This is a genomic window from Enterococcus infantis (assembly GCF_049166715.1).
Lineage (GTDB): Bacteria > Bacillota > Bacilli > Lactobacillales > Enterococcaceae > Enterococcus_C > Enterococcus_C leclercqii.
The window spans coordinates 107,118-133,593 of sequence record NZ_JBMHFB010000005.1 but is presented as its reverse complement, the minus strand read 5'-3'; the positions used below and the strand labels follow the sequence as shown (position 1 = coordinate 133,593).

Below are 26,476 nucleotides of genomic sequence, written 5' to 3'. Positions count from 1 at the left end.
ATTGAACCCCAGTGGCTTTCTCTACGACTTCTCTTTGACTACTATTTCAAATTGTTGTTCTTTACAAATTCATCCATATCCTTTTGTAGAGACTCTTTTACTTCTTCATAACCAGCTTGTTTCAGTGCTTCCCGCATTTCTTTGACGGCTTTTTCCGGATCATCGTATTTACCGGTCATCAATTGCGGCATGTATTCAGACAACACGGAAGCCATCGCTGATTGATAGGACTCAATCGCATCTTTATTGAAGATCAAATTCTCATATGGATAATCTTTAGCATTTTCCAACAAGCCATCAATCATTTCATGTTTCGTAGGCATGTCAGTGGTTTTATCCAATTCAAACTCATCCATACGTCCAGCCCAGAAGTTGGCACCTAGACCGTCTTTAGCAGCATCATACCCTTCTGGATAGTCTAATTTGCCATCATCAGTTACCACATAATCCGTGCCTTCGATACCATAATTGATTAAACGGTAGCACTCTTCGTCATTTCGCAGCAAATCATACAATTGTAAAGCGAGTTCCGGATTTTTAGAGTTGGCGCTGACTGCCATCGCCCCGTGAGTCTTGATGTCTTTGAAATAGTTATTATTTTCTTGACCCCAATAGAAGAATTTCGGGTCAGAGCCTTCCTGTTTTTTGGTCATCTGGTCATAAATGGAACCATAGAATGTTTGCGCATGGTGCTGGTCAGTCCCAGTTTTACCTTCGAAGAATAAATTACGCGTATCTCCGTCGTAGTTCAGTACATCTTCTCGCCAAACGCCCATATCATTCCACTCTTTTGCCAATTTAGCCGCTTCAATGACTGCATCAGAATCCATCCAGGCTGACTGGATAGTGTAAGGATCGGATTCTTTTGTTTGCCAGATGGCATAGTTACCGGCATTAACCCCAATCAAATTTTGATAATCTGTATGGCCAAAGAGATAGCCATCTAATACGGCAGCATTTGCTCCGGCCACATCCCAAGGTACGACACCTTCTTTATTATCTTTAATCCATTGGAAGTATTTGGTGAAATCTTCCATTTTAGTAATTTCACCATTTTCAAAGCCAGCTTCCTTTGCCCAGTCCCCACGATAAAAGAAACCATGATTCGTAAATTGCGTATAATTGTCTTCTGGAATAAAGTAGATCTTTCCGTCGGGTAGTTTCGTGATGTCCCAGTCCTCATCTTTGGACACTTGTTCATAAGTCTTGGGTGCATTTTCCTTCAGCATTTCATCATCCATTCCCAGGAAGGCTCCTTTTTGAGCGTTTTCCCAGGCATACAGCCAGTCGGTAGCTGTGGTGATTAAGTCAATAGAACTATCACCAGACAGTAATTGTGTATTGTATTGCGTTTGCCAATCTGCCCATTCCACATAGTAAAGATCAAGTTCTGCATTAACGCCTTTTTCTTGAACTTTTTTATTGAGCTCTTTTAGCATATTTTGATAGCGTCCATTTGTTGGCTTATCTCCCAATACTAACATGGTCACTTTCTTAGTCTTACCATCTGTGTTTCCCTGATCCCCGCTCGAACCTCCGCTACCGCAGCCAGCCAATGTCGTCAAGGCCGCCGCTACTACTAATGCACCACTCAAAAATTTGGTAAACTTCCCTTTCTTCATTTCAAAACCTCCCAGTTTTTGTATGTTAGGACCTCTCATCACAAATATTTTGATTAGTCCGGTAAACCATTTGTCAAATTTTTATCCTTTGACTGCGCCGATAGTAATCCCTGAGATAAAGTAGCGCTGCACAAAAGGATATAGAAAAATGATTGGTCCTGTTGCGACTACTGCTGTTGCCATTTTCAGTGTATTTGACGGCAGATTCGACATATCTACATTCGCACCGGCTACCGACCCTCGCAAAGCCGCGGCTTTGTTGATAATGTTGTACAGATAGTATTGCAACGGTTTGAAGTCCACCGCTGAGCCTAGATAAAGCGAGGACAAATACCATTCGTTCCAGTAGCCCAATGCCAAAAACAAGCCTACTGTTGCCAATGCTGGTTTTAACATTGGTAACACCAATTGGTAAAAAATCCGAAAGTCTCCAGCACCATCGATTTTGCCCGACTCAACAATTTCAAAAGGCACTGATTTCGCAAAATTTTTCATTAAAATAATCAACCATGGAGACATTAGTAATTGCAGAAAGATTGCCATGTAGCTTCCCTTCAGCCCCAGATAGCGTGATACCCAAATGTAAGAAGGTGCCATCCCAGCTGAAAACAATGTTGTGAAGTAGATGAAAAAGGAAAGCTGATCACGAAAATGAAAATCTTGACGCCGAAGTACAAAGCCAGTCATTGCAATAATGAACAAACCGACAATCGTTCCTCCCACAGTCAGCAAGATGGTTACTCCATAAGATCCCAATATCATTTTAGGATTAGCAAAAACAAACTCGTAAGCTCGTGTGGAGAACCCCTTTGGTAACAATCCGAAACCCTCTGTCATAATCTGACTCTCGTTACTAAAAGAAGCCGATACAATCAAAATAAATGGCAACAAACACGCCAGTGCAAAAAGTCCTACACAGACGACGGAGACAACCTGCAAGGCGACACCGCTTTTATCATTTTTGATTTTGCTCTTTTTTTTCGCCATACTATCCCTCCTAGAACAATGCGTAGTCTTTATTGATGCGGCGTACTAGCCAGTTACTAAACATAACTAATACAAATCCGAAGACTGATTGATACAACCCTACTGCCGTTGAAGATGTGAAATTATTTTGCGACATCATCATTCGATAAACAGAAGTCTCAATGATATCAGTCGTTGGATATAATTGACTGTTATTACCTATCAAGTTCCAGAAAAGTCCGAAGTTTCCCTTCATGATGCCCCCCAAAGAGAAGAGGAACAAAATAACGAATGTCGGTTTTAAACTCGGAATGATAATGTAGCGAATTCGCTGCCAAGTGTTAGCACCATCCACCTCAGCTGCTTCGATGATACTGTTATCGATTCCAGTAATAGTTGCAAAATATACGATGGAGCCATAGCCGGTTCCCTGCCACAAGTTACAAATGACAATGATGAAAGGCCAGAGATTTTTCATGCTATAGATCTTCATAGGTTCGCCGCCAAATGACTTGATAATGGTATTTAAAACCCCCGTATCATAGTTCAAAATATTAAACGCGATCGCTCCAACCAAAACTGCCGAAATAAAGTAAGGTAAAAACATCATCGTTTGAGAAACCTTGCGGAATAACTTATTTTTCACTTCATTGAGCATAATCGCCAATGTAATTTGTAGTAAGTTACCTAAAACAATAAATGCAATGTTGTAAAGCACAGTGTTACGCGTCAACAACCAAAGCTGCCCAGATTTGATTAAAAATTCAAAGTTTTTGAATCCTACAAATGGGCTTCCAAAAATGCCGTCTCGAAAATTGAAGTTCGTAAATGCAATGTAGACCCCTGGCAGCGGGCAATAACTAAAGACTATAAAGAAGATGACTGCCGGTAAACACATGGCGATTAAAACTTTATTGGCTTTCAGCTTTCCGATTAGCCCCAATTTTTTTGAGGGCTTGACTGCTTCAACAGATGTGTTCATTTCCATAACTCGACCCCTTTCATCTTGAAAAAACAAGTACTTATGTTTCTTCGTCTCCTAGCTCTCATCATCCTTTCCAAAATCGCGATTCACCGATACTAATAAGTTACCAACCTAACTAACGCCAAAACCACAAGTAAGTGCTTACACGTTTTCTTTAACAATTACTTAATCGCGATTATCTTTTTTTAATTAGCACTAAATGTAACTGTTTACAAAAATATAATAGCATAGATTTCTATTAACGCACAACACCTTTTTAATTATAAAAACAGAGAGTCGTAAAACACTAATTACTAGGTGTTCTTTTAACCCTAAAAAGTACTGATTTATAAGGTTATCCATCAGATAAAACGTTTTCTAAAAAAGTAAAAACTAAGAAAAAAGTCCAAAATTTGTAACCTTCATCGGAATTTTGACCATTTATAAGCAAATTTCTTTTGATACCCTATTTTTAGCAAGCCATTGTTCAATTAAACAATTTGTCCATCTTTCAAAATTGATTACTGATACTAAAAAAGAGTGCCACGAATCAGCACTCTTTTTAGTAGCTCTATTTGTTTAGCTTTTAAGGCAATCATCAGAGAATTACAGGTTGTATTAATCCTTTGGCATCGAATGTCAGCGGTGAAACACACGTCTCTCGATTATAGCCTTTAGCAGTCTCTGGATATTTTTCCAGTGGCGTTGCAAAGCGATGATAGCTAATCCAATATTCACCAGTCTTGTCATCGTGAAGAATACTGTGGTGTCCGGTTCCAAGAATATTTTTTTCTGGGCATTTGGTCAAGATGGGGTACAAAAATTCCACGGGTCCAGTCACACTTTCTGCAATGCCATAATTGACGTGATAATTTTCATTGCCCGTATCCTCACAAGACCAAGTAAAATGATATCGATCGTCCTTTTTAAAGACTTCAACAGCTTCACGAAAATCTGTCAGTCCCTCCAACTCTTGCATTGTTTCTGGAACCAAAGCTGTCATTTCTGATGTTAGACGAGCAATTGCCCCAGTTTTTCCATTTCCCCATAAAAGATAATAAGTGCCTGCTTCTTCGAAAATTGATGGATCAATGGTTTGATGGATACCTGTCAATCCGGCCACATCCATCATTACCTTTGTAACTAGTGGTTGTTTCTTTGCAACAAACGGACCTTCCGGGTTGGTGGCCACGGCGCAGCCAATTGCCGAGTTCCCATCTTCTCCTTTTCCACAGAAGTAATAATAATAGCGGCCATCTTTTTCGGCAATACACGGTGCCCAAGCATTACTTTTAGCCCAAGGGACATCTCCCATGTGAAAATCCACGACTTTTCCTACTCGTTCATATGGACCTTGAGGCGTTTTAGAAACAGACTTGAAGACAGAAAACTCCCAACTGCCCCAACCAACTTGGCCATCTGTTGTCGGGTAAATATAGTAGTCCTCTCCAAAGCGAACCAAATCCGGATCAGCATACAGTCCGGCAATTACAGGATTCTGCTGATCATAGAAGCGTTGAAGACGCTTATATTCAGAAGCTGTAATCGGCATCACTCCCCCATGGCGTTTTTTAGCTCCTCCAAAGTCATAACTATCAGATGGCAAAATTGCGAAATCTTTTTTCCCCAGATCATCAGTGACCAGAATCTGATAGCCTTTATTTTCAGCAAATCGATCTAAAATCAAGTACCAGCGAGTATCTTCCCCTTGATAAATTTCCGGACCCTCCACACCGGATTGCATTTCTAAAACCGGTGAAAAAACAGGCTCATAACTACCCGTTAATTCTGGCGAACGTTCCATGATGATTCGGCTAGTTGTTTCATCCTTAGTAAATCGGTAATAAAATCCCTCATGAAAAGTAATCGTGCTGTCAATGACATCCTGCTCTTTTTCCATGAAAACAAACGGTTCGTCGATTGCCGAAAAATCATCCGTATAAGCCGCGTACATCTTATGTTTTCCAGCAACTTTAGAAGCCCAAAATACCAGAAATCGCCCATTTTTTTCATCGTATATAGCTTCTGGTGCCCAAACATTTCCGGCCTCAGGGACACCTACCGTCAGCGCCCGTGGTCCTTGCCATTCGATCAAATTAGCAGATTCCCAAACAACGATTTTACGGCTGCCACTGGTTTGCGCTGCCGACCATCCCAACCCTTTTTCAATCCTCAGATCTGTCGCAATCAAGTAAAACTTTCCTGTTTTCGGTTGCCGGATGATAAAAGGATCTCGAATTCCCTTTTCACCTACAGTGCTTTTCAAGACGGGCTTCCCTTGGTTTAAGTCATGGAAATGCTTCCCATCTTGGCTAATACTGAAATAAACCTGTTCACCATCTCGGTGCTCACCGGTAAAATGAACAAACAAATAATGATTCATCATATTTCTCATCCTAACTTTGCTAGTAGTATAGATACAGTCTACTAAGTTTACAACTATATGTAAATAATTATTTATCGTATTGGATAACTTAATACGATAAACGTAACGAAAAGTTAATTTAAAGAATAAATAAAAAGAGACATTTCCATTTTTAGGAATGCCTCTTCTCTCTATACGACTAAATCGATTCCACCGGTAATTCAGGAGGCAGCATGTCCTCTTCCGGATCTGTCTTTTCACTGTAGTAGAACTTAAATTCAATATTTGAATCATAATTTCCAAAACCTTTACCGAAAATAGTGCAGCCACCAATATTTTCAGCATCTTCTTTGACACTAATCCGAAAATCCCAAATCATCTTATCCAGTTTCAACTCTCGCATCCGACTCCACAATAGTTGCTTGCCATTGATCCAAACACCATGATTAGTAATTCGAAGCGTAACCTTTAATCCATATTGATTCATTGCGGGTTGCCACCAATCGGGGTTATATTTTCCCCGGACATCGACAAAGTCCCCGGGTGACGTCCAATATCCCAAATCAACTCCATTTAACTGGAAGCTAATATCTGATGGCCAGTTATTATTCCCAGTTGGAAACTCTGAAGAGAGTTCCATCTCTATCTCCACCATCTGCAAACGATCCATATCAGTCAATGGATTGACAATTTTGTATTCAACAAACCCTTGCGTAAACCATAAAATCGCTGCTTGCGTTCGTCGAGTATCCATAAAGTACTTTGGTTCATCGTATTCGCCGATTTGGGCTTCTGTTGTTGCCAATCCGCAAGTCGGTACTACATAAAAATCGACATATTGCCCCACTGGTACAGAAGTTTCATAAAATTGGTAAGCTGGGTACACTTTTTGTGGAAATTCAATTTCGATTAAATCTACTTTTAAAATAGATTGTTTTTGTAGTCCAGCTTTACCAGGAATACGTTCAGTCTTAATGATTCCGGCTGCTTCCAAAATTTTGACGTGTTTTGCTGTAACTGGATTACTTAGCCCCATTGCTGCGGCAAGTTCTTTGACATTCATTCTTTTCTTAGATAATAGGGTAATGATATCAATTCTTGCAGGACTTGCAAGGGCCTCGAAAACCGGCAGTGAATCTTTTGATAAAGGAATGTGCATTCCTTTCAACTCCTTTCATTATCACTATCGGTAATATCAAAAAAAACAGGGAATTTTGACTAACTACAACTTGATAGTGCTTTCACGATTACACGCTTGTAGATTATAGGTTTACTTATCATTTGTCAAGCAGAACATTTTAGTATTTAAGTTAACTTTCACGCTAAAAAATGCCTGCATTTTTTAATTAACAAGCTATAAATTATGTTTCATAATAATTAGTTTTCCTTGAGACGCCTGACTCTCTGTAGACAAGTATATAGTAGCATGGATATAGTTATTCAAAAATGTAGAATTTTACTTATTTGTATGTATAATCTTATGATTTACCAATAGCTTCATTCAACCCTACTATCAAAACTCATCTAAGCTGGCGGTACAAAAAAAGAAGTTCAGCTGCATCACCAAACTTCCTTTAATATTTTTTAAATCAGTAACCATTTCCACTTTTTAAAGCACGTTAAAGGCACTATTTGGCATCTTGCACTTAATTGTTGATTTCAGCAAAAACTACGCTATTTTCCGGCAAATGAATTTCTGCGGTCTCATGGGTAACGAGTAGTTCCTGTTGCTGATAATCAAAATTTTCTGGATTGCTAAAATCATTGACTGCTTTTGCCTCAGCAGTCAATTTATGCATCGTTAAGCGCTCACCAGTGATCCCCTTCAAGGTAACAGTTACTGGCTCAGAAACATTTACTAGCTTCACATATTGTTTCTTACAAGTCTCATCTAATGTGCAGTTGGTATAAAACTGTTTCAAAATAGGAACTTTAGCTTCAATATCGTTCATCACAACATCATCCACTATTGATGTAATATGGCGATCTTTGATGTGGAGTTCACACGTATAGCTCTTGCCTGTCTCAACCTTCCAAATCGTTTGTGTCAGATCACTGATGCGTCCCTCACGAACAGAGCGAATCATGCAGTCTTGGTTCTGCCATCCTCCTAGTAGCCAAACAAAGGTATTTTCGGTATTCTGTTCTCCAAAATTAAGCTGAAATCCTCGATCCCACTGACCACCGGTTTTTTCAAATTCAAATTTGATAGTATAGTCGGTTTCTTCGAAGCGTTCAATAAACGTCACTTTCTCATATGCGTTAATTTTACCATCTGCCACGGTAATCTCCTCACCAGTATGGTTGTTAATAATTCGAACATTTCGATAGCTAACCTCTGCGTTGTCTCCTACAATTCCAATACCACCAGCAATGTGTTTTTCTTCCAAAAGCTTTGGCGCTGCAAGTCCTGTGACTTCCATCCCCATATTGTGGGTTCCCTGAAATTTAGTGAAGAGTTTTTGCACGTGATAGTTCATACTGCCATATACGTGGGCCTGATCGAACCAAATCAAGTCCGGTCGCCAATTCACATAGTCGATATTTGCTAACATCGGTGCATAGCAAGCCAAAGCAACTTTATCGGCATTACGTTCCAGTCCAATCATGTAGCTGGCTTCAACGGCAGCATTGTACCACTCGTTGCCCCAAGAAGCATATTCACCCAGAAAAACCTTTGGACCTGTGGAATCATAATGATCATAGCGATCGTGATTGGCCAGTAGCCAATCTGTCGTCTGATAATAATGTTCATCTACCAAGTCAGATCCATTTTTGCGAGCGCTGTTCCATCCTCGTTGATATTCGCTACCAGCAGCAAAGGGCCCTGCAGAGTTAATCAGCCGAATTTCGGGATATTTTTCACGGATTGCTTTGTGAAAATGGTCATATCGATTGAAGAACTCCTGTCCCACCTCCTCGTTACCCACTGCCAAATATTCCAGATTGAAAGGTTCTGGATGGCCCATCTCAGCTCGCATTCCACCCCATTTAGTGGCGGTATTCCCATTTGCAAATTCGATTAAATCTAGTGCATCCTGAATCCATTCTCCCAACATTTCAACTGGCACCGCCTGTTGATGATGTGGATCCCACCCTGCCGGCAGAACCGGCAATGGCTTTGCTCCCAAATCTTCACATAAGAGGAAATATTCATAAAAACCCAGCCCTAACGTTTGATTATATCCCCAACTGTTACGCCTTGAAGGACGATGCTCAATTGGTCCAATGGTATTTTTCCAACGGTACATGGAATCCCGATCTTCGGCATTTAGACTCCCATCATGAACAAGACAGCCACCAGGAAAACGCATAAATTTTGGATTCATAGCAGCCAATAAGTCCGCGATGTCTTTGCGGCAGCCGTTTTTCCGACCTTTGAACGTTGCTACGGGAAATAATGAGACCATATCGACGGCGCAATTAGTTCCGGCTTCAAAAACCAGTGCTAAACGGGCTGTTCTTGTTGTTGTCTTCGCAGTTAGTTTCACTTCGCATTTTTGCCACTCAGGGTTTTTAACTGCTATTGTTTCTTGTGCTAAAATACTTCCATCAACTTCTTTTAGCTGAACAGTAATATTTACTGATTGAATCGGCGTACGAGCAAATAAGCTGAAGTCATACCTTTCTCCTTCGCTGAGCGCCAGACCTTGGTTGAAACCCGTATTTTGAAGTTCAAAGGTTTCGTTAACGTCGATTTTCAGGTAATGGGGATTTTTTGGATGCAATGGCTGATCTGTGAGTACACGAACATGTAAAGCCTCAGAACGAAGCGGTTGACCAACTCCATCCGTCCAGCCATATAGGCCATGATACTCCTTATTGTCGATAGAACAAAATTCAAAGGAGCGATTTTGGATCATCTCTGCATATAGACCGCCGTCTGCTGCATGGTTCAAGTCTTCAAAAAAGATACCATACAAATCTCCTAACGGTGCTCCTTTTTGTTGAGGATAAAGCGTGATAACCGGGTTTGTCATCTCATTCTCCTTCTTATGAATCTTTTACCTTGATTCACTCATGTATTTCGGACGATAGCTGGTCAAAAAGACAATGCTTTGATCATAATCACCAAAGTCTTTGCCAAAAAGTGTGATGCCGCCGACTTTTTCCGCGTCCTCTTTTACTGCTATCTTTAGATTCCAAAAATCCTGTAGATCGTTGGTAATTTCTGACAGCGACACCTTCGATACTTGCTCGTCATCAATAAAAACCCCATCTTCTCGCACATCAATAGTCAGCAAAAGCCCATACTGATTAATCTCTGAAGACCACCAGGAGGGCGTATAGTTTCCTCGGCGATCAGCAAAGTCGCCTGGACTTCGCCATGTACAAAGCTCTACCCCATTCAATGAAAAAGTAATATCTGACGGCCAATCTTCCTTCCAGCCAGGATATTCTGACGAAATTTCCAAAGATAAGCGTAAACTCTCCGGCTCTTGATTCGCTTGCAATAAGTTAGGAACCTGATATTCCAGAAACCCTTTTGTAAACCATAAAATCCCCGCCTCCGCTTTTAAGGTGTCCATAAAATATTTTGGTTCATCAAAATTGCCAATATAGTCACTAGCCGTCGCTAAACCACATGTGGGTGCCACATTGAATCGATTGTAATGCCCAATAGGTACTTCCTGTCTATATTGGTAGCCACGGTTTTGCCCCTGACTAACCACAACATTCAGCTCTTCAGCCAAGATTTTAGCAAGACGCTGTGTACCTGCTTTTCCGGGAATACGACGTGTGGTAATCAACCCGGCTTTTTCCAGTTGATTGATATGTTTACCAATAATCACACTGGACAGCCCCAAAGCTTCCGCCAGCTCTTTGATATTGCTCTCACCTTGGGACAAGATTTGCAGCATTTCTAAGCGGGTTTTACTAGCTAGTGCTTCATACACTGGCAACGAACTTTCTGTGATATCTAAACGCACGGAGTGACACTTCCCTTCAATTCTCTTTTGGGCCAGCGGGCTTGCGGGCAATCTTTTTGTGGCAAATGGGCACGGAATTCATAATAACAACCACACTTAGTACAAGTATGCAGTGAACGATAGGGGCATTTCTGACAAATCTCGGTTCGCTTTCTAACCTCTGTTTCTGGTAGACACGCTGCTTCCAATGTGAGTTGTTCGTTGATCAATTCCTTCACATCCACGTTACGAGCAGCTTCTCTTGGCTGACAACCGCGACAAATCATTCGTGGCACGCCATCGTAATCGCCACGATGCTCATCGGAGGCAGGCTGAGTTTCACCCCGTCTTCAATTTCTGTTACTCCATCAAAATCAGTGATTGTTACTGTCTCTGGGTGGTCAAAATCATTATAGGCGTTCATTTCTGTACCAATGAGACCTCGTGCCTCTTTCACTGTCACAGCTGTATCTAAAGCGATATTCAAGGACGCACTTTCTTTTAAATCAAAGTTGGCGAGGCTGACTGTCAATTGGCCACCTTTTTGTGAAGCTGTGCTCGTTACATGAGGCGGGAGTTCACCAAAACAGTCGATTAATTGTGCATCCTGGTGATTTTTATAAAGGTCAAACACATGATAGCTCGGTGTCTTCACCATTTGAGCTCCTTCTGTCAAAATCATCGCCTGCAAGACGTTTACCGTCTGAGCAATATTAGCCATGTGAACTCGATCGGCATGTTTGTGGAAAATATTCAAGGTGATTGCTGCCACCATCGCATCTCGCAGGGTATTTTGCTGGTACAAAAAACCCGGATTTGTACCAGGCTCCGCTGTGAACCAAGTCCCCCACTCATCTACAATCATCCCGATACGCTTTTCCGGATCATATTTGTCCATAATCGTACCATGGCGCCTGATAAGTTCGTCCATGTAAGCAGCTTTCTCACAAGTTAAATACCAGTCATCAGCGGTAAACTCAGTGGCACTGCCTTTTTCTTCCCACCCATGAGGATGGACATAATAATGCAAGCTCAAACCGTCCATCATCCAATGGGCATTTTTCATCAAAGTCTCTGTCCAGTGGTAATCGGCAACATTCGCCCCACCGGCAATTTTATAGATTTTATCTTCTCCGTACTGGCGGACATAAGTTTGATAGCGTCGGTATTCGTCAGCATAATATTCCGCCCGCATATTACCTCCACAACCCCAGTTTTCATTACCAACTCCAAAAAAAGCCAGTTTCCAAGGTTCTTCTCGCCCATTTTTGCGGCGCTCTTCGGCCATAGGAGAAACGCCCCCCATGGTGATGTACTCCACCCATTCCTGCATTTCTTGGACAGTTCCACTGCCGACATTCCCATTCACATAGGCTTCACATTCCAGCTGTCTTACCAGTTCAAAAAATTCATGGGTGCCGAAGTGGTTATTTTCCGTCACCCCGCCCCAGTGAGTATTGACCATCATTTTACGGGTTTCTTTCGGACCAATCCCGTCTTTCCAATGGTATTCATCGGCAAAACATCCCCCCGGCCAACGCAAAACCGGTATCTTGATGTGTTTCAATGCCTCAACGACGTCGGTACGCATGCCATTGATATTGGCAATCTCAGACTCCGTTCCTACATAGAGTCCTTCGTAGATACAACGGCCTAAATGTTCAGCGAAATGGCCGTAGATGTATTTGCTGATAGTTGGACCGCTTTTTTTAGTCAATAATTGAATAGTCATTTGATACGCTCCTTTAGTTAACTTTTTAATTCCTTTTACAAAATGAATATATTTGCTTTTTCAAAAAGAGCGTATCATAATAAAAAAGGGCTTTCAACACTATTTTTATCTTTTTCAGTAAAAAGTACATAAATGGGGACATTCCTACTCTATCCATAACATACTTAATCAAATCGTTAATCATATAAATAGCTATACTACTGAAAATTACTAGCTACCAGCAATTTTACGAAACATCCCCGACACCTTCTACTTGCCACACGATGTCGGGGACGTTAACCTTATTCTCATTTTCACTCAGCTGCTGCATCGCTCATTAAAAATGCTGCTTACGATATTGCTGTGGTGTTAATCCATATTTTTTCTTAAAAAGAGAGATAAAATATTGAGTCTTATGGTAGCCTACCATGTCACCAATGATATTCACTCGCAACTCACTATTTGCCAACAACTCAGCTGCTTTTTGCATCCGAACATCAGTCAAATATCCCAGTAAATTTTCACCGGTGCTGCTTTTAAAATAGTATGACAAATAACTGGCATTCAAATGGACTTTTTCCGCCAATAGCTCCAATGACAAAGATTCATCATAGTGGTCTTGGATATACGCCTTTAGAAACTCAATAGCAGCTTCTTGACTCTTGGTATTTGTCATTTTTTGCTCTTCTAAATCAGAATCTCCCAGGTGCTCAGCAGCTTTTTTTGCGGCCGGTATCTGCTTATCTTTTGACTCATTGAGCAGTGGCAATACCTTTTCTAAAGCTGAAAGGAAGTCCTTTTTCAAAACCGGTTTTACCAGGTACTCAGTCACTCCGTAACGGATAGCTTTTTGAGCGTAATCAAACTCAGAAAAACCCGAAATAATAATAACTTTTGTAGTTAGTCCCAGCTCTGAAATTTTTGCTGCTAAGTCTAGACCACTGGTTTCTGGCATGCGGATGTCAGCAATCAAAAGCTGTGGGGACTCTTCTGACAGTAGTTGTAAGGCTTGCCTACCTTTATTAATTGTTAGAACTTGAGTAAAACCGTACCGCTGCCAATCGATGATATGTTTCAAATACTCTGTCATATGTTGCTCATCGTCTACAATCATCACCCTCATACAGATTCCCCCTTGTCTGCTTTTTTGTCTCCTAGTGGTTTCTCAACTTTTTCTTGAGTATCAAAAATAAAGGTAACTGCCAACCCGCCTAATTTACTGCGAGAAAAACGCAGGGCCGCCTCGCTGCCGTAGTGATTTACCAAACGCTGGTTGACATTCCACAGACCAACTGAAATTTCTTTCTCCCGTTTTTTTTGTGCCAAGTCAGTCTCTAACTGGGTAATCTGTGAAGCTGTCAGACCATAGCCATCATCTGCTACCTCTATTCGAATTTTGCCAGTCTCACCAGATTCTAGGTTTAGGCGCACATGAATTTGATGTGCGCCTTCTCTTCCTTCGATACCATGTTCGATAGCGTTTTCAATCAACGGTTGTAACAGCAAAGGCAGGATTGACACATTTTGAATAGTTTCATCCATCTCCAATGTATAATCTAAATTTTTCCGCATCGCCATAATTTCCAGATAGTTTCTGGCAAAGTGTACTTCTTCTCCAACTGTGGTGGTTACCCGAGCTTTCGTACTGTAACGGTAATAATTCGACAGATGAGCTGCCATATCAATCACAGCTTCCTGGTTATAGGAAATAGAAACAATATAAGCCAAACTATTGTATAAAAAGTGAGGATTAATCTGAAACTGCAACTGTTTAAATTCAGCAACATCCCGGGAACGCTGTTCATTGGCTAAGGACTGCATCAAACGCTGACCACCGCTAACCATCTGATTAAATTGATCGAAGACATAACCAAATTCATTTTTTGGCAATTCAGTGATTCGGGTATCAAAATTGCCGTTCTCTACTTGTTTGAACTTCGCAATCAGCTTTTTCATCTGCTGTGAAATATTCTTATAAAATAAAATCCCAATAATGACAGCAAACGCTAGGACAGACAGCGCGACTGTAAATGTGATCTTTGCAACTCGATTAACTGGCTCAGCAATTCTGGAATAGGGTAAGTAGGTAATCAAACGCAACTGAGATTTTGCATTTTTGTTAGTAAAATACAGGTAATCTTCCCCCGCCAAATAAAAATGGCCTTGCTTAGCGTCAGCAGTCAACCCGTTATCTTGGCGAATTGCAACCAATGCCCCTTGATCTGTGTCATCTTCAGCTGAGATTCCTGTTAAATCAGGCAATAATAATAAGCTTCGGCTGTGATCTGTGTTGGCAATTATCTGACGAATTTCTTCCAGATGATAACGACTTAACTCTACAATCACATAGTATTGAGGGGCATTCAGCTTAGACTTTGGCAGGTAGACATAGGGGTATGAGGTCACAAAGAAAAGACGGTTATTGTCGGAAAACCAGCCATTTTTTGGCAATGATTGATAGAATTCTGGTGAATCGATGACCGCTTCATGACTAGTAATCACTTGACCACTGTCTTGCCAATACACTGCCAATGACTCAATACCTTCACTATTTTGTACTTGACCTAAAAGAGCGTTGCGAACTTCGGAATACTGATCTGTAAAGCGATAATCCGGCTCTTCCGGTTTGCGATCAGCCTCAAAAAAGCGAATTCGTCGATCAGAAATTACCGATAAAGCATTCAACTCCGCCTCTTTAACTTCAGTTTCTAAAAGATAGGCGGCGTGATCCAGCTGTTTTTGCGTGCTGTGAATCACATTGTTTTGCATATTATTGGCTGTGTAATTAAACAGCCAGACAAAGAAAACCAGTACAACTAAAAGTAATCCGACAAAAGCTGCCAGTAGCCATTTAATGGTTTGCTTCACTGGTTTTCACCTCACTTGTCTGCAGATACCAGTCATTGACTGCTGCCGTGATGTCTGCACCACCATTTTGATCCCAATCAGATACGAAAGCATCAAAAGCTGAGCTGTCACTCTTGCCACTGATGATATCGCTGAAGACCTGGTTTTCTTTGGTCTGAAAACGATAAAAGAGATCTTGCAAAGTATCTGATAATTGCCCGCGAAATTTATTAGCTGTCAGTTGCTCTTGGTTTTGGTAGGCAATGTTCCCTGCAACCACTAACGGTTTCAAGTCTGTATGATAAAGTTGCTGCAGCTTCATTTCTGTACCGTTAGTTGCCAAATCCCCGGTGACAGCTTTATGGTAAGGCAACATCTGATCTAACGCAGGCATATTTTTCGTCAAGATAGCCTTACTGGGGTTAAACAGCCAACGAGTTTGAGGTGGGTCAAATGTTGTCGGATCAAATACTGGCTGTTTTTTCACAATATCGTAGTCATAGTTTTCCAGATAGCCATATTTGAAATCACCTGTCCCAAAAGCAGCGTCATACAGCCAATCATAATATTTAAAGAAGGCTTCCATTCCATTGAAATCCTTTTTAAAGAGTAGCCAGCCATCATTTTCCTCGGCTCGTTGGTAAGTAGGCTCCCCATGGTCTTGACGAATCGTGGGATAAACCCCAATTTTTGCACCAAGAATCTTACTTTCTACCTCAATACTGTCTTCAATATGTGCTGGACGACCAACGTACATTCCTGCTTTACCGTCGCGAAAAGCCAACATTGCATTCCAATCATTTGTAACTGAAGCATCTGAGGCAATCCAACCTTTTTGGTACCACGTAGCCATTTTTTCTAACGTCTTTTTATTTCCTGGTTGAATCGAACCATAAATCAGCTCCCCTTCACCATTTTCCTCCCAATTTCCAGGGATAAACTTACCCGTATTGGCAGAAAACAACATCGCTGGATCCCCTAACCAACCGGTACTGTACAGACCGTCGCCGGAATATGAAAAGCCATAGGTATCTTTTTTTCCGTTGCCGTCAGGGTCTTCTTCTGCAAAAGCCTTAATCACCACCTCGAATTCGGCAAGCGTTGTCGGTGCCTTCAGATTTAACTTATCTAGCCAGTCCTGCCGAATCACCAGCACTTGCGTTTCTGCCAGACTAGGAGCAATGGGGAGACCATAAGTTTTGTCTCCTTTTTTCGCCGAATAAAAACTCTCTGGAAAGTTTTGATAGACAACACGCAATCGCTCTGGCAGGTAAAGAGCCAAATCTTCATCAATCGCTTTTACCTGACCCGATTCAATCATCTCTGCCATCAAGCCCTGATCGTAGACTGGAATCACATCTGGGAGCACTTCAGCACCAGTAAGAGCCAAGCGCAGCTGGTTCACATAATCATCGTAATTATTGCCTAAAATATTGTATTGAATCTTGATTCCCAACTGATCGATACCTTCTTGGATCATAGGATTATGATTGATATCTTCACCTGCTGCATATCGACCGTAGTTCTCATCAGACTGTTTGCCAGCAGTAATGGTCACCACCGATTGATCGACTTTACTAGAAGACATTGTTTTTTTTGCACAAGCTGTTAAAAAAAACGGCAGCAGCCCCAATATTAAACCTACGCACACTTTTTTTCTCATAGTCTTCACCTTTTCCCGTACTCACGACATTTTTAAGAAATCGCTTTCTATAGTTTTTCTGGTATTAGGTTATACATACCGCCCAGCCTCTCACAGCCTATTATGCCGGCAATTTTTGACAGTTGCAATGAAAAACCGGCCGTAGCTCACGACCGGTCTGAACTCTTTTTTAGTACTTACAAGTTTACTGTGACTGGCGGTAGTCCCTCTGTGCAAAATACGGCTCGGCTGCCAGGTTCTCCTGCTACATACGCAATCAATTGTCCTTGATAACTACGCCGTCCTGCCACCGTATATGGGGTAATATCCGCCAAATCCCCATTTTCAATTCCCAATAATTGACAATCAGAAGCTTGTTCATCAAACCAAATCTGCTGCTCCGTAAAGGTCCGTTGTCCGTCTTTATCACAAAAAGTTAGCTGAACTTGTTGAATTTCTTCCAGTGAAACTGCATTTTTTTGTAGTCTTTCCACTGCAGTACGATCTTGCCAGACGAGTGGTACTAATTGTGTTGCTTCTCCTAGAGGTTGCAGGCTATCATGAACACTTTCCTCTCCCCGCGTTGCAATCACCGTTAGCTTTCCAGCAACAAACTCTCTCACTGATCGATAGTAGCCAGTCTGTTTATCAAACATCATGGGAATCACTTCGTCGTTATTTTTTACCGTTATATTTTCTCCGTTGGTATACAAACGAATCTCAACTGGTGTTGCTGGTGGATAATTCCATTTACGGAAAACCGGCAGCCATTCTGGATGTTCGGCATGCGAATCAGACGGCAAAGTGAATAATTTTGCTGTCAATTCTGTCGACCACCAACTCTTTCGCAACCAATAATTACTTTTTTCAAAACCTGCCATCGTCAATAGACCTGCTCCAGAACCATGAATTGGCCAGCCATGAGCTTCACCTAAATAGTCAATACCGGTCCATAAAAACTGGCCACTGATATAGTCATTTTCTACAACTGCCAGCCATTGCCGATACCCATGACCATTTTCCGAGCCAATAAAAGGCTTATCTGGAAAACGACAATGATCCGCTTCGTAAAGGTGCTCTTTGTAGTTGTATCCGACAACATCCAAATCATCCAATAAGCCTGTCTGACTGGAAAGCTCAGGAAAAGCAGCCGCCAAGGTCACCGGGCGGGTAGGGTCTTCTCGGCGAAGGATTTTACCCAAGTTCTTGCCAATTGTCGTCAGACGCAGAGTATTTGGCCGATTTGGGTTGTACTGCCGCTCTTCTTCAGGTTTATTGTTGTCGTTATTGCCGGTCATTTCTTCAAAAAGCGGATTTTGGTAAGGGTCATTGGGATAATCAATCTCGTTACCAATACTCCAAGCAACAATTGCCGGACGATTCTTATTGCGCTGAACCATATCTACCAGATCTTTTTTGTGCCAAGCAGGAAAATCCTTAGCATAGCCTTCGAATTTTGGTGGATAGACGTTATGCCCTTGCCACCATTTGTTTTTGGGATTTTCCCACTCGTCAAAAGCTTCATCAAAGACCAAAAATCCCAAAGCATCACACAGATCATAAAGATTTTGGCTGTGAGGATTATGAGCCATTCGGATAGCATTGGCTCCCATATCTTTAAGTTTTTGCAGTCGGCGCAGCCACACGACAGTCGGCACGGCAGTTCCAAAACAACCAGCATCCTCGTGTAAGCAAACTCCCTTAAGTTTTAAAGCTTCTTCATTGATTTCAAAGCCAGTGTCAGCATTAAAACTGAAGGTGCGAATGCCTGTCTTTTGAACAAAACGGCTCTCTTTTCCATCATGTTTGACAATTGTGATCAACTCATACAAATTAGGAGTAGCTGGTGACCACAATGCTGCACCAGCCAGCTCACCTCTGAATACCACCTCTTGCTTGCGACAAGCAGCAATTGTCACTGGCTGTGTCGGGAATACCAAGCAACTATTGCCTCCCAGTTCTCTTAGTTCAACAGCTACTTCAGCTTGAGTAGCTTCACCAGTATGATTGCTCAATTTGACTGCTACTGTCACCTTAGCTGCATCATTTGCCACCTCTTCAGTCACAAAGGTTACATCATAACGATCCACAAAAACCTCTTCCATTACTACAAAAGTTACCGGTCGATTGATTCCGGAACCATTGTACCAACGAGAATCAGCCAGATCAGTATGATCCACTCGTACAGCAACCACCACATCGTCATTGGGCGCCATCCGAATCATTTCAGTGATATCAAAGTCAAATGAGCTGTATCCAGAAGGTCGGTTCCCTAAGTGATAGCCGTTCACCCAGACATCCGCATTTTTGTAGACGCCGTCAAAACGCAGCTGGACTATCTGATCTTTTTCCACACCAAGCTCAGCTAGCGAATAGTGTGCCCGATACCAGCCAATACCTCCTGGCAAATAACCGGTACCACTTGACGCCTCTTTTACAAAATCTTGAGTTACACTCCAGTCATGGGGAACTCTCACCGTTTGCCACTGTTGGTCATCATAGTGTTTTTGCCAAGCGTTGCGATCCTCGCCTAAATGAAAGCGCCAATCGATAATTTGAAAAGTATTCATGTTCTTCCTCCTCTTATACTGAACCTTCTGTAAAATAATAGTTCTTTTTTCACTAGGTAGGCCAGGCTGCCAATTAATTATTCATTCCAATAAGTAAGCCGCCGAACAATCCACATTTAGTTATCTCAGATGAAACCTTATCATAATCCCACAATTATCAAAATGGAAAATACGTAACCATTGGATGGAAAATATTATCCTTTTGAAAAAATATGTCCAATCACTTCCTGTTGAAAAAAACTCTCGACATCAAAACAGCACCGGCCTATGGGTTGGCCCGTGCCGTTGGAAAGCGAGATGGTAAGAAAATGTTACGCTGTTTTCTCCCTGATATATTCGGCAATTGGTCGATAGTTTAAAATCAACAGCAATGCCACCAAGCCAATACCAAAGAAAAACAAATAGATAGATACGTTGCTCAATAAAATGAAAGTTCCCAATAGGAGCATAAAACTCATAGCGTAACGCCCAGATTTCAAAATTGATAGCTTGAGAGTGGTGAGTAGCCCGTCAACAGTTGCGGCCTGTGGATAAAAGACTCGCAACAAACAATAATTCAAAAAGAAAGTGATAGTCACAACCAAAATGAAAAGGTTCAACAACTGAATCGTTTCACTAAAATGCAACAACTGCCCCAGCATCAAATTAGTTCCTGCCAAACTCAGAATTCCCCAGACTGGTAGCCATATTCGTAAAAAGCTTTTGGTTTCCCGGCAGAGGTATCCAAAGAACGGCCGTAGTATGGAACCCTCACTTTCTACCTGCTTTAACACCTTTAGCAAAGCCAAAAATGCTGGACCTACTGGCAATAAGGCCAACAGTAAAAATGGTAAATTAACCGAAGTCAACGGCAAAAGCAAGAGACATAACGCAAGTGGTAAATTGACTAACCAGAAACAAATCGTTGCCAACAAACACCACCAGATATAATTCACTTTTTCCATGTAGTTGACTAGTTTATACACATCAAAGCGATTTTTCTGACCCTGTTCTTTCATCTTTGCAGCCTTCTTTCTTTTCGATGACAATGTGTTTCACCTCTAGTTGGCACCTCGTAGTAGTCAGACAGCCTGACTACTACGAGTGAACATCATTCATATTCAAGCACCCGCTATTTATTTAGTACCACTATTCCCAATTCCCAAATTAATTTGGAAGAGGTATTTTTGTCCCCAAAAGTAAACGATGATTTGCGGCAGTGTCAAAACTAGTGACATACACATCAAAATAGACATATTCAAAGTACCAGTGGGATTAGCAGAAGCTGATAGCATCTGCGCTCCCAATGCCATGGTCATCTTATTAGTATCAGAAGTGTAAATCAGCGGTCCCATGATATCTCCCCAACAAGCATTAAAGGTGAAAATTCCAATGGCACACATCGCTGGTTTGATTAGAGGTAATACGATTCTACGGTACATACCAAACGGTGTTAAACCGTCCAACTCAGCTGCTTCAAATAAGGTTCCCGGCAGCGCCGTAATAAATTGGCGAGTAAAGAAAATATTGTAAGCCGATCCGAAAAATTGGGGAATAATCAGCGGCCACAAGGTATTGTAGAGCCCCATATTTCGGAAAATGATAAAGACAGGAATCAATGTAATCTGCCCCGGCAACATCATGGTGGCTAACAACAGCAAAAACAACTTATTTTTATGCTTATAACGCATTCGAGCAAAACCAAAGGCGACCATTGTTGAAGAAATCAGTTGTCCGATAATGCTCATAATGACAACAAACATGGAATTCGCGAACCATTTTCCTACTGGTTTATCTCCGGTCATGGTGTCGTTAAACAAGCTGACAAAATTGTTAAAGTTAAATTCACGAGGAATGATAGTGAAGGTTTCTTTGATATTGGTCTCAGGTGATGCTAGAGCGATTGAAATCATGTATAAAAATGGGATGATCAGTACACAAGCAAATGCAATCAGCACAAGGTAAACAACCACTTTGGCTTTTTTGCTCAAATTCAGATCCAACATAATTATTTGACCTCCTCTTCATAAAATACCCACATACTAGAACTCTTCAATACAATTACTGACAAGACCATAACGATAGCAAATAGCACCCAGGCCATCGCCGAAGCATAACCCATTCGATAATAGGAAAAGGCATTTTTATACAGATAAGGTACAATCATCTCACTAGCATTGTCTGGCCCACCATTCGTCATCATGTAAACCTGTGTAAAGGTTTGTAAAGAGCCGATAATTCCAGTGATCAGATTGAAAAATAGGATAGGTGAAATCTGCGGGATTGTGATTTTACGAAACATTTGGAAACGGGTTGCTCCGTCTAGCAATGCCGATTCGTACATTTCTTCTCCAACAGAATTGATTGCTGACAACATCAAGATCATCGTCCCCCCGACGCCCCATAATGCCAGAAATACAAAACTCCACAATACGGTACTCTTATCCAACAGCCAAGAAGGCCCTTGGATTCCTATAAAAGACAGTGCTTTGTTCAGAATCCCATTCGTTGCCAAAATGCGAGAAAACAATAGTGTGCTGGCCACGACTGGTACGATGGACGGCAAATAATAGACAGTCCGAAATAGACGCATTCCCTTTAGCCTGAAGCTCAACAGATAGGCCATCCCTAATGATAGTAACAGATTCAACGGCACACTAATCAATGTGTACTTAAAGGTATTACCGATGGCCTGCAAGAAAATATCATCGTTTTGGAACAAATTGATATAGTTCTTCAAACCAACGAAGTTCATTTGAGAAAACATATCCCAATCAGTAAAACTCATGATGAATGAAAAGATCATCGGTCCCACCGTCAATCCTAAGAAGCCAATCAGCCAAGGAGAGATAAAGATAAAGAACCAAAGCTTCTGCATTTTTTGTTTTTTACGGCGCGATTGCTTTCTCTGAAGCGCCATGGATTCGGTATATTCCACGTTTGTCATTCCTTCCTATTTCCCAAAGCTGTCTGAGACTAGTTTTTACCTAGCTGCTACAGAATTTTGTCTTAATACATCTTTAGGATTTTCTCTCCACGTTCCTGAATTTTTTCGATTGCCTCTTGCGGTGTTAGACGCCCTAGCAGCATCTCTTTTACTTGATTCGAACCAGCTGCGGTGATTTCACCGTAATACGGTCCTTGGAAAACACCATCAATTTTGACTCGTTCGGCAGATAAGCCCACTGCTTCCAAGTTCAACTCTCGACCATTGATCTGACGGTTATTAAACTCTGGTGAATTCAAGACTTTCAAATTTGCCGGACAGTCTCCGAGGGTTTCCCCCATGATACTTTGCGCTTCGACATCTGTCATATAGTTCATAAATTTGAAAGCAGCCTCTTTGTGCTTAGAATCTTTCGAAAGAGCCAGTGCACTACCAAATGGCCATGTTGTCTTTTCTTTGAAAGATGGCATTGGTGCAATGTCGAAATTGAGCTCTTCTAATTCCGTAAAACTACGAATATTCCAAAAGCCTGTGGTCAACATGGCAACTTTTCCTTGCGAAAACATAGAATCTGCATTAGAATTTTTAACATTTTCCAATTCCTGATAGGTCAAGATATAGCCTTTTTGATAAACTTCGTTGTACCATTCCAGCACTTCGAGATTTTCTGGACTGTCGATTGTGAGTTTTCCTTCTTGCATCACTTCGCCACCATTGGAGTTGACGAACACCCCCCAGTTAGGTGTCCAATCCAAACCACTCGCTCCATATTGAAGAGTCTGATCACCTTTTTTGACAGTCAGTTTTTTCATAGCCGCCGTATAGTCCTCAATTGTCCAGTCTGCTGTCGGATACGTTAAGCCTGCCGCATCGAACATATCTTTGTTGTAGTACATAATTTCGGGCCCCCCCCGGTCTGGTAGTGCAAAAGGTTGGTCTTCCCAAGTGTACTGTGTTAAAGCATCCGCCCAACTTGCTTCAGTATCGATACCAGCTTCTTTAATGTACGGACTAAGATCCTCAAATAGCGTTTTTGATGCGAAATTCTGGCCATTTTCAGCCACTTGTACCACATCTGGTGCCTCTTTCCCTGCGTACATCGTCAATAGTTTCGTATCATAGTTGTCAGCAATCGAGATCACTTTTACTTTGATATCGGGATTGGCTTTTTCGAAAGCTGCAATTCGGTCTTTATAAATTGTTTTATAAGCATCATCGCCCCCCCAATGAGAAAATTCGATGACCGTTTTGCCATCCTTAGTTTCGGCGTTACCGCTTCCACATGCTCCTAAAAAAAATACAGAAGTTAATGTTGCAGCCGCCAGCCCCAGCTTTTTCCATTTGTTCATACGACTGTCCTTCCTCTCTTCCATTGCTTCTTGCTACATCCAAATCTTAACGAAAAGGGTTTCATAAAAGGATGCCCCGATTTTTAGGTTATCACCCCATTTTTTAGATAGCGATAATTCACCTGCTTTGCCACTTTTTTCTTCTTCATAAAAAGCTGATGAAGCTGCCTTTTGTTGGACTGAAAGCAGCATCTGTCCTGTTTTCTTATATCGACTTCCTTTAAGAAAACTGGTATATTAGTATTTGCACAATAAAATCAGCGCTTCAAAGCTAACCATTACTCTGACCCATATAAGACAAGAAAGGAAGAAAAACCATGATTGAGAACAATCAAACCAGAGCTTATCAACAGCTGAAAACATTGGTATTAAAAAATCAGCTGAAGCCCGGACAAAAAGTTTCCAAAAAGGAATTGGTCCAAAAATTAGGGATTGGGGATACTCCTGTTCGAGAGGCCATCTTGCGTCTGCAAAAGGAAGGTCTCGTACAAGTAATTCCTCAAAGTGGTACGTATATTTCGAAGATTGACTTGCAAGAAGTCTACGAAGCCCGCTTCGTACGCGAAAACATTGAAAAACTCGTTGCACAAGAAGTCTGCGATCGAATCACACCTCAGCAAATCATCGAGCTGGAAAACATGCTGAAGATTCAGCATATTTATTTTGAAGCCAAAGACCATGACCACTATTTTCAATTGGATGAAGAATTCCATCAAGCCTTTTATGTGATTGCTAATAAAGAACACGTGTGGAAATGGTTGCAACTGTTAAATACTGCCTTGAATCGTTTTCGCCATCTGCGCTTGGAAGTGGAAGAACTTGGTTGGGATAATATTCTAGCGGAACATCAGCAAATCGTAGCACTGATTAAGCTCAAGGATCGAGCGCAATTAGCTGAAGCTGTCGCTCATCATATCCACAAGGTCAATGAGGATGCTGAAGTTGTCCTGAAAGCATTTCCTGAGTTTTTCGTTGGAATTGACACCACCTCTGAAAATTAAAAATCTGTACACTACTTCAATCTTTTTTCTACAAGTGGGAAGGTTGTGCGTTTTAAACAGCCTTCCCTCTTCTTTTGTCGTCTGCTGGGTCATTAAAAAAGCTGAAGCAATTTTCGGATGAACCGATGATTGCTTCAGCTTTTTATTAGTCTTCTTTTTTAGTTCGCAATAAGAGGATTCCACTGAGTATAACAACACAGCCCCCTAATGTCGCAAACTGTCCCATTCGAATACCGGTTTTTGGTAGTTGATTGCCAGTTGCGGCAACAGCTTCTTGCTTATCAGAGATAGCCGCAGTAGCTTTTGCGGCGTTCTCTTTGGAACCGGCGACAGTCGCTTCTCCGGATTTCGTAATCGAAAAAGTCAATGTCATGGTTCCCTGCAGCTTTTTATCTTTGCTGGTAGAAGTACTATCTGCCAGAGATAGATGCGTCGTGACAGGCAACTCACTGCCGGGCCAAACATGGACGTCTACGCCAGACATGATTTCTGCTAACGTAAAAGATTCCTCTCCCAAATGAATCGTTCCCTGTAAATGTTCCACCAGCCAGTCATCAGCAACAATTTGACTCAACACCAACTCAAAGTTTCTCTGCTCTGTTTCATTCTTCAACTTCACTAGTTGTTGCGGCAGCTTCATTCCAGGAGCCAGCTTCATTATTTTTCCCGATTCATCTGCTACCGCCAGCTCAAAATGTTGTTCATTTTCTGCTATCACCACAGCATTTTCTGCTGCTGTCGCCTTGCTGCCTCCCAAAATTAGTCCGACTATAACCAACCCAGCTGCGAACCATTTCTTCATGATTGTCCTCCCATGTCAGAACTTCCTTTGCTATTCCAATCATTATAACTGATAGCGGCGGTTTCATAAAGCGTGTTTCGTAATCCTTTTGTAATGCAAAACTGATTGGTAAGGATGGCTTCTGTTTCGTCAGGAACCTTCATTGGAATGTCGCCGCCTCTTTTTTAATCATCCAGAGGTTATATAAAATAATTAAGGGAATCCCACAATAAAATAGGTAGCTAATCAAAAGCGACAGAATACCACTGAAACTAAGCTGATTGGCATTCATCGGATCGTAGACTAAGCTAAATAACATGTCAAAAAGCTGCCAACCGACAAAAATCAGATAGGGGTGTAAATCCGGCTGCTGACTATTCTTAAGCTTTTGATGATTGCGAAGATAAAAAAGCATCAAAATAATCGCTAACAGCAACCCAGCGATAAAAACAATTTTCACCGGCAATGTGGTTGCATGACGATAAATCGGCTCTGGGTCAAGTCCTAAGTCTTCTAAATAATCATAGGCTTCTCGTTGTGGATTTAACGTAGAAGGGATGGCAAAAAGCCCCCATGCTATGGAAATACCTGTTATTATCATCAAGATAATGTTCCAGATTTTGGTATTGTTCAGCCGATTGGCGCGATCTTTCATAGCTAGGTACTCCTTTTTCATATCATTAAATTTTGTAATTACAGGTAGCTTCTAACACTTCTCTTCCATATGCTTGAAGATAATGTCGTAACAATTACTTGGGATAATGAACATATCAAAAAACTACTGCCTCCATACTCAAATCGAGAGGCCATTCTGATTAACAT

At 41.4% G+C, this 26,476-nt stretch carries 18 protein-coding genes and 1 pseudogene; 1 reads left to right on the top strand and 18 read right to left on the bottom strand.

Annotated elements, in window-relative coordinates; translation table 11 throughout:
* Window positions 1–41: 41 nt before the first annotated feature.
* The 16 genes and pseudogenes from ACOMA8_RS07320 to ACOMA8_RS07240 form a co-directional block, all read right to left on the bottom strand.
* Window positions 42–1,622, bottom strand: coding sequence for an ABC transporter substrate-binding protein (locus ACOMA8_RS07320; protein WP_161899049.1), 1,581 nt, complete (start codon window positions 1,620–1,622; stop codon window positions 42–44).
* 81 nt (window positions 1,623–1,703) lie between these two features.
* A complete protein-coding gene (locus tag ACOMA8_RS07315) occupies window positions 1,704–2,609 on the bottom strand; it encodes a carbohydrate ABC transporter permease (RefSeq protein ID WP_161899050.1) in 906 nt (301 codons plus the stop codon).
* 10 nt (window positions 2,610–2,619) lie between these two features.
* On the bottom strand, window positions 2,620–3,576 hold the full coding sequence (locus tag ACOMA8_RS07310) for an ABC transporter permease (RefSeq protein WP_161899051.1): 957 nt from the start codon (window positions 3,574–3,576) through the stop codon (window positions 2,620–2,622).
* A gap of 574 nt (window positions 3,577–4,150) precedes the next feature.
* Window positions 4,151–5,938 carry a glycoside hydrolase family 43 protein gene (locus ACOMA8_RS07305; RefSeq protein WP_421369691.1) on the bottom strand — a complete coding sequence of 596 codons (1,788 nt, stop codon included), beginning with the start codon at window positions 5,936–5,938 and terminating at the stop codon, window positions 4,151–4,153.
* A 238-nt stretch (window positions 5,939–6,176) separates the two neighbouring features.
* Window positions 6,177–7,076: pseudogene (locus ACOMA8_RS07300) on the bottom strand (ArsR/SmtB family transcription factor); the annotation flags it as partial.
* 487 nt (window positions 7,077–7,563) lie between these two features.
* Window positions 7,564–9,897: an alpha-L-arabinofuranosidase C-terminal domain-containing protein gene (locus ACOMA8_RS07295; protein ID WP_421369689.1), complete on the bottom strand. Its 2,334-nt coding sequence runs from the start codon at window positions 9,895–9,897 to the stop codon at window positions 7,564–7,566.
* A 24-nt stretch (window positions 9,898–9,921) separates the two neighbouring features.
* Window positions 9,922–10,848: an ArsR/SmtB family transcription factor gene (locus tag ACOMA8_RS07290; protein WP_421369687.1), complete on the bottom strand. Its 927-nt coding sequence runs from the start codon at window positions 10,846–10,848 to the stop codon at window positions 9,922–9,924.
* Window positions 10,849–11,110: 262 nt separating this feature from the next.
* Window positions 11,111–12,559, bottom strand: a complete 1,449-nt coding sequence (locus tag ACOMA8_RS07280; protein ID WP_421369685.1) for an alpha-N-arabinofuranosidase — start codon at window positions 12,557–12,559, stop codon at window positions 11,111–11,113.
* A 316-nt stretch (window positions 12,560–12,875) separates the two neighbouring features.
* Window positions 12,876–13,661, bottom strand: coding sequence for a response regulator transcription factor (locus ACOMA8_RS07275; RefSeq protein ID WP_161899057.1), 786 nt, complete (start codon window positions 13,659–13,661; stop codon window positions 12,876–12,878).
* Window positions 13,658–15,406 carry a sensor histidine kinase gene (locus ACOMA8_RS07270; RefSeq protein WP_421369683.1) on the bottom strand — a complete coding sequence of 583 codons (1,749 nt, stop codon included), beginning with the start codon at window positions 15,404–15,406 and terminating at the stop codon, window positions 13,658–13,660. Before ACOMA8_RS07270 ends, ACOMA8_RS07275 begins: the two co-directional genes overlap by 4 nt.
* The gene (locus tag ACOMA8_RS07265) at window positions 15,390–17,048 is read right to left on the bottom strand and encodes a type 2 periplasmic-binding domain-containing protein (protein ID WP_421369681.1); all 1,659 of its coding nucleotides are present in this window, start codon (window positions 17,046–17,048) and stop codon (window positions 15,390–15,392) included. The genes ACOMA8_RS07270 and ACOMA8_RS07265 overlap by 17 nt, the downstream gene beginning before the upstream one ends.
* 176 nt (window positions 17,049–17,224) lie before the next feature.
* On the bottom strand, window positions 17,225–19,597 hold the full coding sequence (locus ACOMA8_RS07260) for a glycoside hydrolase family 2 TIM barrel-domain containing protein (protein WP_421369679.1): 2,373 nt from the start codon (window positions 19,595–19,597) through the stop codon (window positions 17,225–17,227).
* 311 nt (window positions 19,598–19,908) lie between these two features.
* A complete protein-coding gene (locus ACOMA8_RS07255) occupies window positions 19,909–20,595 on the bottom strand; it encodes a YesL family protein (protein WP_161899061.1) in 687 nt (228 codons plus the stop codon).
* A gap of 117 nt (window positions 20,596–20,712) precedes the next feature.
* Window positions 20,713–21,582 (bottom strand): carbohydrate ABC transporter permease, encoded by an 870-nt coding sequence (locus tag ACOMA8_RS07250; protein WP_161899062.1) that lies wholly within the window; start codon window positions 21,580–21,582, stop codon window positions 20,713–20,715.
* Window positions 21,583–21,584: 2 nt separating this feature from the next.
* A complete protein-coding gene (locus tag ACOMA8_RS07245) occupies window positions 21,585–22,523 on the bottom strand; it encodes a carbohydrate ABC transporter permease (protein ID WP_237580422.1) in 939 nt (312 codons plus the stop codon).
* A 62-nt stretch (window positions 22,524–22,585) separates the two neighbouring features.
* Window positions 22,586–23,872: an ABC transporter substrate-binding protein gene (locus ACOMA8_RS07240; RefSeq protein WP_421369676.1), complete on the bottom strand. Its 1,287-nt coding sequence runs from the start codon at window positions 23,870–23,872 to the stop codon at window positions 22,586–22,588.
* A 317-nt stretch (window positions 23,873–24,189) separates the two neighbouring features.
* Here ACOMA8_RS07240 and ACOMA8_RS07235 point away from each other — a divergent pair, with 317 nt between their 5' ends.
* The gene (locus tag ACOMA8_RS07235) at window positions 24,190–24,873 is read left to right on the top strand and encodes a GntR family transcriptional regulator (protein ID WP_421369674.1); all 684 of its coding nucleotides are present in this window, start codon (window positions 24,190–24,192) and stop codon (window positions 24,871–24,873) included.
* Between the two features lie 145 nt (window positions 24,874–25,018).
* Here the strand turns inward: ACOMA8_RS07235 and ACOMA8_RS07230 are convergent, their stop codons facing one another.
* Both ACOMA8_RS07230 and ACOMA8_RS07225 read right to left on the bottom strand, forming a co-directional pair.
* Window positions 25,019–25,675 (bottom strand): LPXTG cell wall anchor domain-containing protein, encoded by a 657-nt coding sequence (locus tag ACOMA8_RS07230; protein ID WP_421369672.1) that lies wholly within the window; start codon window positions 25,673–25,675, stop codon window positions 25,019–25,021.
* Between the two features lie 139 nt (window positions 25,676–25,814).
* Complete coding sequence (locus ACOMA8_RS07225) at window positions 25,815–26,309, bottom strand: hypothetical protein (RefSeq protein WP_421369670.1); 495 nt, start codon at window positions 26,307–26,309, stop codon at window positions 25,815–25,817.
* Window positions 26,310–26,476 lie beyond the last annotated feature (167 nt).